Consider the following 12,932-nt stretch of genomic DNA (forward strand, 5'->3'; position numbering starts at 1 on the left):
TATGGTAAATACAGAACTCGCGATAAGTAATCTTATTATATTCAAAAACCTAAACGACAAAATGGCGATTGGTTTTATGCAGTCCTCAGCCATTATTTATATCTTTATAWSWKCRRWAKARATAAGCCTCATAAAAAACCTTACAGTCATGGTGTACAATATTTTAAATGGCGAGTCCCTTGCTTATAGTTTTCCAGACGCAAAAATTGAAGGGGATATTATTGTTGTTAGAGAAGGTCTTATTGACGGAGAATTATCAGGCGACAACCTTCATGACTTTTGGCATACAAGAGCCAAATACATGAAAATAACAGAAACCGAATACAATAATTCTGTTGTAAAAGAATTTGAAAAAATAACAAATGCACCTGATAATTCAGAGTTTAATCTTTGGTTTGAGTATGACTTGTTTTGTCAAGTAAACATGTGGTTTGTTATTTCAATTATCAATAGTTTGCCAATAAAGAAAAAGGTTTTTGCTGTTTATACTTCTTACTTAGACAAAACCAGTAAACACTTTTGGAATGGCTTTGGACCAGCAAATTCAGATGAACTTAAGATTTGTTATGCGAATAGAATTCCTTTAAGTGAAGTTGACATGAATTTAGGTCAACAGTTGTGGAAGGCTTATAAAAACGGTAATCTGGAAGAGTTGACAAATCTTTCAAAGCATCAATCTTTAGCTTTTCCGTATTTACAAGAAGTAGTGAAGGCACATGTTGACCGCTTTCCAAAAGATGGCACAAAAGGGAGACCAGAAAAGGTTATTGAAGACATTACGAAAAATATTTCCACTGATTTTCATAAAGTTTTCAAAGAATTTTGGAACCGAGAAAGCATTTATGGTTTTGGCGACATTCAATTGAAAAGTCTCTATGACAAAGTAATGCACTACCGCTAACTTGTGTATTGCTTCAAGCGCGGCAGCCGCCTTCCCTCTTTACWRAKANWTTATTCTTCTTCTTCAACAAACGTGATCTTATTGTCAAAAGGATCGTAAACGGTTACTGTTATGATAACCTCGAAGACCATTAAACCCGATCCTCACTACTCTTTACCGCCATACTGTTCGTTGAGGCCCTCTCTTTTCTGGGACGTTTGTTTTTAGCATTTAATCCCGAAACGTCACTTTTTTTAGAATTTAGGGCACCCTGAGCTAAATGAGCAGCGTTTTGTCTTGAAATCGCATTGTTCTTCACTGTATTCTTTTGCTCTGCTAGCTTAACGGTAACTTTTCTGCCTTTTACGGCCGTTCCATTTATAGCGTCGATAGCCCTATCGGCGCCGGCCTGATCCATCATTTCAATAAAACAATAGCCCAGACTTTTATGCGAATCCTTATCCCTAACCATACTTATACTATGAATCATTCCATAAAGCACAAACAACTCAATAAGCTCTACCTCCTGCATATCAGTCGGATACCCTACAACAAATAACTTAACCATGAAATTCTGATAAATAAATCCCTTAAAGAAGCCAAAATAATAAATTATAATTTCATTTTACTACACAAAAACCAGCACAATTTGTTACAGTAATAATCGAACTTATCTTGTCGTAATAAACTGATGCCTTTTACGGAAATTTTGGTAATTCCAACACCAGACAATGAAACAATTTTATAAACCACCGAATGCAATGTAATTTGACGAATAAAAAACTTACTTTACGCATATGAACGAGCTCAGGAACGGATATTTCGAATTTGACATCGATATTTATCAGGAATGGAAAAGAACAGGGTATCATTATGTAGCTATCATCACCATTAATGCAGACATGTACGAGTACCTGGATGAATCAGCATTTGAAATTATCCCACATACCAACAGACCAGAAATAGTAGAAGAGGTCTACGCCATTGACTCTGAATATCTCCTCGCCTGCGCTAATCAAGACCTTTTGGCGACAATGTTCATCGTGCATAAACGTTACTTATAATTTCTCAATATTTCGTTCTTAGCTTGTTGTAATAAAATTAATCATGATTGTCCATTGTTCGACAGTTGATACCTAAGTTCTTCCCTTGCAGATATGGAAATTTACTGGCTTTGATGTATAAAACCAGTAAAGACAAAAGCCGGCACAGCAGAACTGTGATTTTTATACCTTAAGCTGGCCTTCAATGGAATCGTCCAGTGTCTTACCTATTGCGGCACCGATCAGCATTTTAACACCGGCGACCAGGTTACCGTTTTTCGTATCCCAGTAATAACCGTCACTGGGACTCACTTTAATTAAGGAAATTCTAGAATCATTTTCTCCCTCTGTAAACCAGGTTTTCATGAGTGGCTTCCAAAGTGCCTTGATTTTTGATTTATCGTCATGAATGGTGGCTGTACCGGTTAAATACAGGAAGTCTGAATGTTTGGAGCCTTTAAAGTAGAGCTTCACTTTAGACGCTATATTAATTTCCAAATTGGTATGACTATCATTGGCACTAACCAACCAAAGGTCTCCATTATCTTCTACTTGTTGTATACTCATTGGTCGTACTCCCATGGAAGGCCCTGTTTCTGCCTGTGTACAAAAAAAACAAATGTCCGACTCTGCGATGAGTTCCCTGATTTTTTCGACAGCGTCTTTGTTATTAAGATTTTCGTAATTTTGTTCCGGCTGGTTTTGATTGATGCTATTCATAATTTTTGGCTTTGTTCTTTGGTTAACAAGCCCCACCCGTAAATGTTTTGTATATTTTGGACCTTCCCTAAACAGGATAAAAGCGGCGAAACAAGTCCATGACAATTAAAATAAAATTAGTTTATACTTTTTTTAACATCCATACCAGACACCCTGGTATTGAATAATTTGGTTAACTTATTAATGGTAGTAATACATAGAAGGTTGACCCTTGGCCGAAGTTACTGGTAACACCCATTTTCCCTTCATGGGACTTTACAATTTCCTCGCAGATATAAAGGCCCATTCCTAACCCCCCTGCCATAACGCTGGCTTCATCCACGCGGTAAAAGCGATCAAAAATTTTCTCGAGCTGCAGCTCAGTCATACCAATACCGTAATCCGTAACGGCAATTCTGACCATACTTCCCTCTGCGAAGATCTTAATAAAAGCATTCAGGTTTTCAGGAGAATATTTCACGGCGTTGCTGATCATATTCATCACGACCTGTTCCAGCCGCTCCTGATTGCCCAATACAAAAAAATCACCTTCAGCGTCAAATATCAGCTTAAAATCAGGAAACATATAACCAGCGTTTTCTACACATATTCTCACAAGCGAACTTACCTCAACTTTCGTTTTACTGAAGTTTAGTTTCCCCGCTTGTATCTTACTCACATCCAGTAGGTCGTTCACCAATATCTCCAGTTTATTTAGAGAACCAGAAGCCTTAGCAATTAGCATGGTGAACTGATCGGGGATATTGTCATTGCTGTACCTGGAGATTAATTGTAAATACGCTTTCAAACTGGTCATGGGTGTTTTGAGTTCATGACTGGCAATGCTGATAAATTCATCTTTTCGCTTGATCATTTCGGTCTTGGCCGTTAAGTCTGCAGCTTTATTTTGAGCCTCTATCTGCTGAGTCAAATCTGTGCAAATGATGCTTAAGGCTGTACCATCTTCCATATCGAGATTGGTAAATGAAAGCTGAACGGGCATTTCTTTACCACTATTTGTCGTTAGCAATTCTCTAGTTTTATAATCGCGCAGCCCTTCGGAGGATAGAACAAGGCTTAATTTTTCAGCGGTATACCCGCCGATAAATTCATCAAAGTGCCTTCCGATAATTTCATCCAGAGTTATTCCACACATATCTGCGAAATAGCTATTGCAGTAAAGTATAACACCTGAACTGTTGAGTGTAATTGCTCCCTGCTGCATTTTTTCAATTAAGACCCTAAAGGTACGGTCGGCACTTTTAAGCGTATAGACCTGATGGCCGGATACACCCTGCACCACTAAGGCGTCTACCATCCCAGTTCGTATGGCCTCTATCGTGTCAGTGGCTTCTTCCAGTTGATGCCGTAATTCCGCCAATTCGGCTTCTAGTTGCTCCTTTGTATTTTCGTAATGCATAACTATTTAGATCGCTATATCTGAGGGGTTAATGCCCAGTCCGCGCAAAACCTTGACACGATCAGACATGTCGCCTATCAAATGCCGTGTGGGTGTCGGACTTTTTTTGATTAAGGTGGGAAGGGCGATGATCTGCTCTTGCTTTGCCAGCTCCGGTTGCTGGTATACGTCCACCACTTCAAGTTTATAATTTCCTTTAAGATGCATTTCGCAAATTTGCTTGAGGTTATTTAAAGCGCGAACAGAATTCGGCGACGCACCTGAAACAAACAGCACCAGTCTATATTGTGGGCTACTAGACATCCACACTCGATTTTACAGAGATGATATTTAAGCCAACGAGAACCTTCTCCTCATTACTGAGATCTCCGATAATTTTACGGATCGGCACCGGAACTTTTCTTACCAGGGTTGGCACGGCAAAAATCTGGTCGCCTTCGGCCAATTGTGGTTTCTCCAGCAAATCGATCACTTCTATTTTATATTTGCCTCGTAAATGTTCCTCACAATACTTCTTAAGATTGCTTAACGCACTTACAGACTTTGGGGTCTTACCGGCGATGTACAGCCTTAATTCCCAGGTTTGCTCCGTCATCCCCATTATTTCCTTGCTTTAATACTCTTACGTTTTTGAATCATCTCCATTCGGTTATCTTCCTGTATCTTATGCTTCAATTCCTCTTCAAGATATACCTTGTTTAGTTCTTCTTCCACAGATTCGAATTCGGTCTGTAGGCCGGCAATCTTCGCTTCCAGCAACTTACGCTTTCTGCTAATTTCACGATCTTTACGGCTAACAGCCTGACCGTGCAGAGCTTGTCCTGTTTGCTCACGCAAAATATGTGCCTCTCTTGCCGAGCCAACCAGAACACCATCCGGTCCCAGGTAAACATCTACCAACTCCAGACCTTCGTCTGTAATGATAAATTCCCTGATCTGGTTGGAGTGTCCCATACCTCTCGATTTCATCACATATAAACCACGGTTACGCTCGCCATTCGATTCGATATCCCTGATGAGCAGCCAGGCGTCAACCAGAGAAGAAATCCCCTCATCTGTCTGCTCATTAAAGGTGTTATTTAAGGAAAGAGCGGTAAACATTACCGTGATGCCCTCGTTTTGCAGGTAATCTACCAACCTGATTAACATAGATTTCACTTCACTTACTGATCCAACAGTAATGAGATTGGTAACGGGATCAAGGACCACAATATCAGGTTTGAACCGTTTAATACTCTTATGGATAGCGACCAGATGCATCTCCAGTCCATGTAAGGTTGGCCTGGAAGCATGAAATTCCAGCAGGCCAGATTTTATATGCTTATTCAAATCAATGCCGATAGAGCGCATATTTCTTATGACTTGCTGAGGTGATTCTTCAAAAGCAAAATAGATGCATTTTTTCCCATCCAAACAGGTGGCATTTGCAAACGAAGATGCTATACTTGTTTTACCTGTACCGGCCGTGCCGGAAATGAGGATGGTGCTTCCTTTGTAAAATCCAGCACCGCCAAGCATTGTATCAAGGCTGGGGATCCCTGAAGAGATCGGTTCTGTAGAAACTGCGGAATCAAGTTGTAAGGAAGTAACGGGCAATACAGAGATGCCATCTTCGTCAATTAAAAAGGGATATTCATTGGTGCCATGTACAGAACCACGATATTTTACGATTCTCAGTAACCGCGTTGAAATCTGGTTACTGATCCTGTTCTCTAACAGAATCACACAGTCAGATACATACTCCTCCAATCCCTGCCGGGTTAAAGAGTTGTCACCTCGCTCACCGGTAATGATTGCGGTAACACCTTTTTCTTTTAACCATTGGAAGAGCCTGCGGATTTCAGATCTTAATACGATTTGGTCATCCAATCCTGCGAAGAGGTTTTCAATGGTATCTAATACGACGCGCTTTGCTCCTATACTGTCTATCGCATAACCAAGCCTGATGAAAAGACCTTCGAGGTCATATTCACCCGTCTCTTCAATTTCGCTCCTTTCAATATGAACGTGGTCTATTCTGATCAGCTTATCTTCAATCAACTGATTCAAATCAAAGCCCAGGGACGCAACGTTCATGGTCAGCTCATCCGCTTTCTCTTCAAATGCCATGAAAACACCGGGTTCATTGTAGGTTAACGCCCCTCGCACCACAAATTCTATAGACATAAGTGTTTTACCACACCCGGCCGCGCCGCATATCAAGGTGGGCCTGCCTGCTGGGAGACCACCCCCGGTTATCTCATCCAAACCATTAATCCCTGTTCGTGATTTCGGCAGTAACCCTGCTTTTTTCTGCTTCTGCAATTTATTTATTTTCTTAGTCATTACAATCGGACACTTTTCTAAATCTATTAAAAAATCATTAAATCTCAGAATTAGCTAATTGTCTTAAGCCTGATCCCTTTTAATTCGCGTTTCTTACCCTATAATACCAGTTACAATGGCTAGTCTGCGTAACGCTTTTCGCTAAATAGCATTGGTGATCCTCACCCCCATTCTGCCTGATTATTTACGTGCAAATTGTATAAAACATCGGATAATCCACGTAATACCAAAGCATATCTTAATCTTTCTTTGTTAAAATATTAATCAAAAACAGTTGAACACCCATATTGTTTGCGACACGCCACCTAAGCAGTAAGGGTACTGAGTTTTTATGCCGCCACCTTTAATGAGGTATCTTATCAGCCATTTTTTATTATCTTTATCTTTGTAGAAGCGGTTCTTCAAACGTAAACTTTACCCTAAACCAAATGACATCATCTATTATACATACTTTAAGTACTGCATTGCTTACGCTTTCTCTTCAGGCTTGTGGTTCATCAACCAAAATAGCCCTTAACCCTGCGGTACCAAATCCATACAAAGTAAAAGCTGAAAACTTTGACAAGCCTAAAGCAGAGGAGCTACGTACCGGTGCAGAGCAAACGGAATTGTACCTGCCTTATTTAAAGGGAAAGCGTGTAGGTATGGTGGTAAACCCAACCTCCATTATTGGAAAGGAAACAACGGTTGACAGCCTGCTGACGCTTGGCGTAAAGGTGGTTAAGATATTTGGACCCGAACATGGTTTTAGAGGCGATGCAAGTGCAGGTGTAGCGGTGGATGATGCAGTAGATGCTAAAACTGGAATAAAGGCGATATCGCTATATGGAAAACATGCAATTCCAACAAAAGAAGATCTTAGTGATGTAGATATTATGATTTTTGACATTCAGGATGTTGGAGTTCGTTTTTATACATACATAAATACTTTACAGCATGTAATGGAAGCCTGTGCCGCTAATAATAAAGAGGTATTGATTCTGGACAGACCAAATCCTAATGGGTTTTACATTGATGGGCCTATATTAGAGCCGCAACACAAGTCGGGTATTGGTTTAAAACCGATTCCGGTTGTACATGGATTAACTGTAGGCGAATATGCTCAAATGCTAAATGGCGAAGGTTGGCTTGATAATAAATTGAAATGCAAAATTAAAGTAATTAAGGTTGCCAACTATACACATGATACTCCTTATGAGCTCCCGGTAAAACCATCACCAAACTTAAATACTGCGCAGTCGATTTTACTATACCCTACTACCTGCTTGTTTGAGGGCACTTATTTAAATCATGGGCGCGGCACTATGTTTCCTTTTACTATAGTGGGTTCTCCTTTTTTAAAGGATGAGTACACCTTTTCGTTTACCCCAAAAAGCATTAAAGGTATGTCTGAATCTCCATTATTTATGAACCAGGTATGCTATGGGTTGGATCTTAGGGAATATGATGTAAATGAGTTTAGAAAGGAAAAGAAAATAAAACTGAGCTGGTTAATTGAACTATACAAGGCATCTCCAAACAAAGCAGATTTCTTTAACTCTAAATTGAGCAAACAAATGGGCACTATTGAAAAGCTTATTGGCGTTTCGAGCTTTAGGACACAGATTATTGCCGGTAAATCTGAAGAAGAAATAAGGGCAAGCTGGGAGCCAGGATTAAGTAATTACAAAACAATGCGCAAAAAATACTTGTTATATCCATAAGTAGCCACTAATGGCTATTATTAAAGACTTTGGATATGAATAGCGAGCCTAAAAAGAAAAATGAAAAGCCAAGCAGTAACTTCAGAGAAGAAGTTTCGAAGGACAAAGTTCCTGCGGGGAATAAGGCTGTAAAAAAACCCGAGGATAAGGATTATAACAAGGAAGAGGCAAACTTTAAAAACCCTGCCAAGAAAAGGGAACAAAGCGAACAACCCGTTCATTCAATAAAAAAAGCCCCTAAAGAATAGCGGCCATTAGCTGTATATGCGCTAATTTTTTAGTTATTTTGCCACCTAAAACACCGGTTAATGAAAATAGTTTTTATGGGTACGCCCGATTTTGCAGTTGTTTCTTTAAATGCTTTGGTTGAAGCCGGATTTGATGTGGTTGGTGTGGTTACCGCAGCAGATAAGCCCGCTGGTCGCGGACAAAAACTTAATGAAAGTGCTGTTAAACAGTATGCAGTATCCAAAGGAATAAAAGTATTGCAACCTTTAAAACTGAAAGACCCTTTGTTTATTGATGAATTAAAAAGCCTAAACGCCGATTTACAGGTGGTGGTAGCGTTTAGAATGTTGCCTGAAATGGTATGGGATATGCCGGCAAAGGGAACTATCAATCTACATGCATCTTTACTACCACAATATCGCGGGGCAGCTCCGATAAATCATGCGATCATTAATGGAGAAAAAGAAAGTGGCGTTACTACATTCTTTTTGAAACATGAAATTGATACAGGCGATGTAATATTTTCGGAAAGCGTCTCGATCAGTAATGATGACACTGCGGGAGATTTACACGACAAGTTAATGAATGTGGGCGCTGGATTGCTGGTTAAGACCGTAAAGGCAATAGAAGCCGACAACTATACAGAGCAACCTCAACCACAAGGTGATGAGCTGAAACATGCGCCAAAGATATTTAAAGAGCATTGTTTAATAGATTGGAACCAGTCTGGCGATAAAATATACAATCTGATTCGTGGATTAAGTCCTTACCCAACTGCTTTTACTAAACTAAATGATAAAACCCTTAAGGTGTTTAAGGCCGAGTTTGAAGAAAAAGAACCGGGTATCTCGCCTGGAAGCTTTTTATCAGATGGGAAAACTTATTTAAAGTTTGCTGCCAGGGATGGTTTTATCAAATTCACTGATCTACAATATGAAGGCAAAAAGCGTATGCAGGTTGATGAATTTTTAAGAGGCATGCGTTTGTAAAATCTCTATTTTACCCGGTTTACCAATTCTTCTCCATTCGAAAATGCATCTACATTTTTAAATGTTATTTGAGCTATTTCTTCCATTGCTTCTTTGGTAAAAAAGCCCTGATGAGAGGTAATCAGTACATTGGGGAAAGAGATGAGACGGGTAATCAGATCATCCTGAATAACGTTTTCTGAGTGGTCATGAAAAAAAAGGNTGCTTTCCTGCTCGTAAACATCGAGGCCCAGATATCCAAGCTGTCCAGTCTTTAATGCTTTAATAACTGCTTTTGTGTCGATCAGACCTCCCCTGCTTGTATTGATCAGCATTGCGCCCTCTTTAAAAAGTTTAAGGGTTTCCTTGTTGATCAAATGTTTGGTTGTTTCGGTAAGCGGACAATGAAGCGCTACAATATCCGCATCATCTAATGTTTCCTGTAAAGTGCCATATTTAACGCCAAGTTCCTGAAGTTCTGTAGATGGATAAGGATCATGTGCGCTTATTAAACAACCAAAACCTTTTAAGATTCTACAAAAAGCCTTGCCTATGTTTCCAGTACCTACTACAGCTACTTTGTGTCTATGTAAATTAAAACCCATGAGTTTCTCCAGGGAGAAATTACCTTCACGAATCCGATTATAAGCTTTATGTGTTTTACGGTTCAGGGTAAGAATTAGCGCTATCGCATGCTCTGCTACAGCCTCTGGCGAATAGGCAGGGACTCTTAAAACAGGAATAGCCAATTCATTTGCTGTTTCAATTGCCACATTATTAAAGCCTGCACAGCGCAAAACAATTAGTTTTATTCCGCCTTTATGCAGGGTTTTTACGATATGAGAATCAACACGATCATTTACAAAAATGCATATTGCGTCGAAACCTTCTGCCAGTTTAACGGTTTCTTCTGTTAAGGCAACGGTAAAGAAAGATAACTCATGACCAGTATTAAATTTGCTTAAAAATTCTTCATCGTATCGGTAAGTACTAAATACAGCTATCTTCATGTCTATAGGGTTATGTGCTCTAAGTTAATGACTCGGGATTAATTTCTGCTATAACCAGATTAGTTTAGTGAAACATAAAGCTCGCTTTGTGTAAGCCATTTTCCTTTTACCTTACGCCACATTGCGGCATAATTACCATGATACTTGGCATTTTTGTAATTCCATTTTCCGTTTTCCCATGCCAGATCGCCACTTTTACTGATCACAATTGTTTCGGGGATTCGCTCAAAAAGTGGACTGCTTTTGGAGAACATGTATTTCCAGTCGGCAGCAATTTCAGCTTTGCCAACGGTATGGCTACCATCGCCAGCGATCTGTACAAAATCATCAAGCCAATATTTGGATACTCCGTCGACATCCTTTTTTGCGATGCAGTTGTTTGAGTCTAATCTTGCTTCTTTTATTAATAATGCCTCTGGTGAATTCATAATGGCAAAATTACAAGTTAGACTTGTAATTTTGCCATTGCTTATCGCATCTATTTTGCCGGAGAAAGGACTACCCATTTGTTTAGGGTATTATCTTTAGCCTGAATGACAACCTTATAAAACTCCGATGGATAGTCTTTAACATTGGCAAAAAAGTGCTGCTGACTAAGATCTGTTTCACCTAAAAGATGATAAGTATCTTTTCCTCCTGTTTTAAAATTATTTGTTGTGGTCAGCCAGATTTTAACCTTTCCGGTTTTTTGCAACGCTTTCCAGCTGACATCAATATGATTCTGAGTATAGATTGTTTTAAGCGCTGCAATAGATACCGGGCCAATGAAAGAAGTGCCATCAACTTCTTGTGCTATACTGTCGGGTAGTTTTACATTTAAATAATTGGCTATTGAAGGCATTATATCAACCACGCCAAGATCGAAATATTGGCCATAAGTGTTTAGGTTTTTATAATTGCTTACCATCCAGGTTGATCTTTGTCTGTCGGACTGCCCACCGTGTCCCTTTCCGCTTTTTTCATCACGACCATGATCTGTGGTGATCACAATTAGCCAGTCCTCTTTAAAGTTTTTCTGACGGTAGCTTATTGCCTCCCATACTTTACCTACCTGTTTATCCAACATCGCCACAGCATTATAGAACTCAGGACTATCGCCGTGTGCATGGCCCATATCATCTGTATATTCCAGATAGATCCAGGAAAGATCAGGTGCTCTATCATGAATGGTGGTAGCAGCATCAGCAATTACCTGTTCATCAATACGGTGCATATAATCTGCCTTTTTATCGTGCTTAAAACGAACAGTATCCAGTTCATAGCCGTCAAAAAAGTAATCAACCTTTAAGTTCCCGGCTTCCGGTAAATTATGGCCGAGTAATTTGGTGCGGTTATCTGTCCAGCTAGAGAAAATAGCAGCTTTCTTATTTGGATATTGGGTCTTAAATAACCTGAATATGTTCTGATAGTTATAATTTGGCTCCTTGATATCATTATCGGGCACATTGTGCTTATTCACCCATGTGCCGGTTAGCAAGCTATTATAACCAACTGCAGAAATAGTAGGAGTTTCACTGTAGGTACCTTTGCCACCCCCAACATACATTCGGGAATAAGATCCTGCCTGTACGATCTTCTTAAAATTAGGAAGATTTTGGGTTTCGATTACGTCGGCAGGAATGCCATCAGCAATAATGTAAACCACTTTTTGTTCTCTCTGCTGCGCATTAGTGGCTGCTGATAAGAAAAAGCAGATTGTTAAAATAAATGGGATTCTCATGGTTTGTTAATAAGTGTGTGGAAAATATTCATTTTCAACTGTTCCATCTTCATAGAGATTCAGCATTGCATAGCCGGGAGGAGTTTCTAAATAATAACCAAGGCCGGCAGATTCAGCATCGCCTTTACCCCACCAGAAACCACTCATTGCACCATTACAGCAATACAAAACATCATTATAATGAGTATTATCTGATAAGTGATTATGTCCGCTTAAGCAAACTCTTACTTTATCGCGATGCTTCTGAAACAGGTCTTTTAGCTTCTTACAATCAGAGTGACCACCACCTACAAGAACTTGAGTAGTACCCAAAATTGGATAGTGCGACATTAGTAATGTTGGTGTAGATGCCGGCAATTTTTCCAATTCTTTCTCCAACCATTCGTATTGTTCCTGATCTAGTGAGATATTGCCATTGTTCCCGTCAAGTACAATAAAATGCCAGTTCTTTTTTGAAAAGCTGTAATATCTGTTAGGAATTTTCAAGCGCTTAACCACATAGTTTTTTCCATACATTTCATGTTCTTTAGATGGGGCCTTCCACCATGAATCGTGGTTACCAATGCAGCTGTGGACTTCGTATTTATCCAGTGTTTTTATGCAATCATCCCAAATACCCCACTGCTTAATTACCTGATCATATACAACATTGTCGTACGATGCATCACCAATAGAATCACCACCGTTCAAAAAGAAATCTGGTTTGTGCCTAGTAATGATATGTTTTAAGCATTTTTTAAAACGTTCAGGGGCATTTTCACCTTCTCCAATATGCACATCGGTTATATGTGCTACAGAAAGAGCCAGCTTTTTGGTTTTCTTATCCTGCTTTTCCGGATTGGAAGCAAAGGCAGACAGGCCGCTGGTTGCTACGGCGCCAACAGCTAGTCCTGCTGCCTTTAGTAAAGATCTTCTTTTCAGTGTCGTCATTTTGTT

15 protein-coding genes are annotated in these 12,932 nt (G+C 39.6%); 5 read left to right on the forward strand and 10 right to left on the reverse strand.

What is annotated here, in order from left to right:
- Positions 1-148: 148 nt before the first annotated feature.
- Positions 149-901 carry a DUF1835 domain-containing protein gene (locus tag N824_RS20855; RefSeq protein ID WP_152542434.1) on the forward strand — a complete coding sequence of 251 codons (753 nt, stop codon included), beginning with the start codon at positions 149-151 and terminating at the stop codon, positions 899-901.
- A 130-nt stretch (positions 902-1,031) separates the two neighbouring features.
- On the opposite strand, the gene N824_RS20860 is transcribed toward N824_RS20855, so the two are convergent.
- Positions 1,032-1,448, reverse strand: a complete 417-nt coding sequence (locus tag N824_RS20860; RefSeq protein ID WP_048907085.1) for an RNA-binding protein — start codon at positions 1,446-1,448, stop codon at positions 1,032-1,034.
- Between the two features lie 229 nt (positions 1,449-1,677).
- Between N824_RS20860 and N824_RS20865 the strand changes: the two genes are divergently transcribed.
- Complete coding sequence (locus N824_RS20865) at positions 1,678-1,944, forward strand: hypothetical protein (protein WP_048907086.1); 267 nt, start codon at positions 1,678-1,680, stop codon at positions 1,942-1,944.
- 162 nt (positions 1,945-2,106) lie between these two features.
- Here N824_RS20865 and N824_RS20870 read toward each other — a convergent pair whose 3' ends face one another.
- The 5 genes from N824_RS20870 to kaiC all read right to left on the reverse strand — a co-directional run bounded on the left by N824_RS20870 (position 2,107) and on the right by kaiC (position 6,367).
- Entirely contained in the window at positions 2,107-2,643 is a 537-nt protein-coding gene (locus N824_RS20870) for a pyridoxamine 5'-phosphate oxidase family protein (protein WP_048907254.1), read from the reverse strand.
- 172 nt (positions 2,644-2,815) lie between these two features.
- Positions 2,816-4,042, reverse strand: a complete 1,227-nt coding sequence (locus tag N824_RS20875; protein WP_048907087.1) for a PAS domain-containing sensor histidine kinase — start codon at positions 4,040-4,042, stop codon at positions 2,816-2,818.
- A 6-nt stretch (positions 4,043-4,048) separates the two neighbouring features.
- Positions 4,049-4,345, reverse strand: coding sequence for a circadian clock KaiB family protein (locus tag N824_RS20880; RefSeq protein ID WP_048907088.1), 297 nt, complete (start codon positions 4,343-4,345; stop codon positions 4,049-4,051).
- Positions 4,338-4,637, reverse strand: a complete 300-nt coding sequence (locus N824_RS20885) for a circadian clock KaiB family protein (RefSeq protein WP_200869920.1) — start codon at positions 4,635-4,637, stop codon at positions 4,338-4,340. Before N824_RS20885 ends, N824_RS20880 begins: the two co-directional genes overlap by 8 nt.
- A 5-nt stretch (positions 4,638-4,642) precedes the next feature.
- Entirely contained in the window at positions 4,643-6,367 is a 1,725-nt protein-coding gene (gene kaiC / locus N824_RS20890; RefSeq protein WP_048907090.1) for a circadian clock protein KaiC, read from the reverse strand.
- A 428-nt stretch (positions 6,368-6,795) separates the two neighbouring features.
- On the opposite strand from kaiC, the gene N824_RS20895 reads away from it, so the two are divergent.
- From N824_RS20895 to fmt, 3 genes are read left to right on the forward strand one after another with little or no spacing between them, the layout of a single operon-like run.
- Entirely contained in the window at positions 6,796-8,070 is a 1,275-nt protein-coding gene (locus N824_RS20895) for an exo-beta-N-acetylmuramidase NamZ domain-containing protein (protein ID WP_048907091.1), read from the forward strand.
- Positions 8,071-8,105: 35 nt separating this feature from the next.
- Entirely contained in the window at positions 8,106-8,318 is a 213-nt protein-coding gene (locus N824_RS20900) for a hypothetical protein (RefSeq protein ID WP_048907092.1), read from the forward strand.
- Positions 8,319-8,378: 60 nt separating this feature from the next.
- Positions 8,379-9,287 (forward strand): methionyl-tRNA formyltransferase, encoded by a 909-nt coding sequence (gene fmt / locus N824_RS20905; protein ID WP_048907093.1) that lies wholly within the window; start codon positions 8,379-8,381, stop codon positions 9,285-9,287.
- Between the two features lie 5 nt (positions 9,288-9,292).
- On the opposite strand, the gene N824_RS20910 is transcribed toward fmt, so the two are convergent.
- Genes N824_RS20910 through N824_RS20925 form a run of 4 tightly spaced genes read right to left on the reverse strand, consistent with a single transcriptional unit; the run spans position 9,293 to position 12,926 of the window.
- Positions 9,293-10,276 (reverse strand): 2-hydroxyacid dehydrogenase, encoded by a 984-nt coding sequence (locus N824_RS20910; RefSeq protein ID WP_048907094.1) that lies wholly within the window; start codon positions 10,274-10,276, stop codon positions 9,293-9,295.
- 59 nt (positions 10,277-10,335) lie between these two features.
- Positions 10,336-10,704 (reverse strand): DUF4440 domain-containing protein, encoded by a 369-nt coding sequence (locus N824_RS20915; protein WP_048907095.1) that lies wholly within the window; start codon positions 10,702-10,704, stop codon positions 10,336-10,338.
- A gap of 50 nt (positions 10,705-10,754) precedes the next feature.
- On the reverse strand, positions 10,755-11,996 hold the full coding sequence (locus N824_RS20920; protein WP_048907096.1) for an alkaline phosphatase family protein: 1,242 nt from the start codon (positions 11,994-11,996) through the stop codon (positions 10,755-10,757).
- Between the two features lie 6 nt (positions 11,997-12,002).
- Positions 12,003-12,926, reverse strand: a complete 924-nt coding sequence (locus tag N824_RS20925; RefSeq protein ID WP_048907097.1) for a metallophosphoesterase — start codon at positions 12,924-12,926, stop codon at positions 12,003-12,005.
- Between the last annotated feature and the right edge of the window lie 6 nt (positions 12,927-12,932).

Origin of the sequence: Pedobacter sp. V48 (genome assembly GCF_000523515.1) — a bacterium.
Lineage (GTDB): Bacteria > Bacteroidota > Bacteroidia > Sphingobacteriales > Sphingobacteriaceae > Pedobacter.

Excerpts from the sequence above, each read along its gene's own strand:
- N824_RS20855 (WP_152542434.1), top strand. The coding sequence starts at position 149 with ATGGTGTACAATATTTTAAATGGCGAGTCCCTTGCTTATAGTTTTCCA.
- N824_RS20860 (WP_048907085.1), bottom strand. The coding sequence starts at position 1,448 with ATGGTTAAGTTATTTGTTGTAGGGTATCCGACTGATATGCAGGAGGTA.
- N824_RS20865 (WP_048907086.1), top strand. The coding sequence starts at position 1,678 with ATGAACGAGCTCAGGAACGGATATTTCGAATTTGACATCGATATTTAT.
- N824_RS20870 (WP_048907254.1), bottom strand. The coding sequence starts at position 2,643 with ATGAATAGCATCAATCAAAACCAGCCGGAACAAAATTACGAAAATCTT.
- N824_RS20875 (WP_048907087.1), bottom strand. The coding sequence starts at position 4,042 with ATGCATTACGAAAATACAAAGGAGCAACTAGAAGCCGAATTGGCGGAA.
- N824_RS20880 (WP_048907088.1), bottom strand. The coding sequence starts at position 4,345 with ATGTCTAGTAGCCCACAATATAGACTGGTGCTGTTTGTTTCAGGTGCG.
- N824_RS20885 (WP_200869920.1), bottom strand. The coding sequence starts at position 4,637 with ATGACGGAGCAAACCTGGGAATTAAGGCTGTACATCGCCGGTAAGACC.
- kaiC (WP_048907090.1), bottom strand. The coding sequence starts at position 6,367 with ATGACTAAGAAAATAAATAAATTGCAGAAGCAGAAAAAAGCAGGGTTA.
- N824_RS20895 (WP_048907091.1), top strand. The coding sequence starts at position 6,796 with ATGACATCATCTATTATACATACTTTAAGTACTGCATTGCTTACGCTT.
- N824_RS20900 (WP_048907092.1), top strand. The coding sequence starts at position 8,106 with ATGAATAGCGAGCCTAAAAAGAAAAATGAAAAGCCAAGCAGTAACTTC.
- fmt (WP_048907093.1), top strand. The coding sequence starts at position 8,379 with ATGAAAATAGTTTTTATGGGTACGCCCGATTTTGCAGTTGTTTCTTTA.
- N824_RS20915 (WP_048907095.1), bottom strand. The coding sequence starts at position 10,704 with ATGAATTCACCAGAGGCATTATTAATAAAAGAAGCAAGATTAGACTCA.
- N824_RS20920 (WP_048907096.1), bottom strand. The coding sequence starts at position 11,996 with ATGAGAATCCCATTTATTTTAACAATCTGCTTTTTCTTATCAGCAGCC.
- N824_RS20925 (WP_048907097.1), bottom strand. The coding sequence starts at position 12,926 with ATGACGACACTGAAAAGAAGATCTTTACTAAAGGCAGCAGGACTAGCT.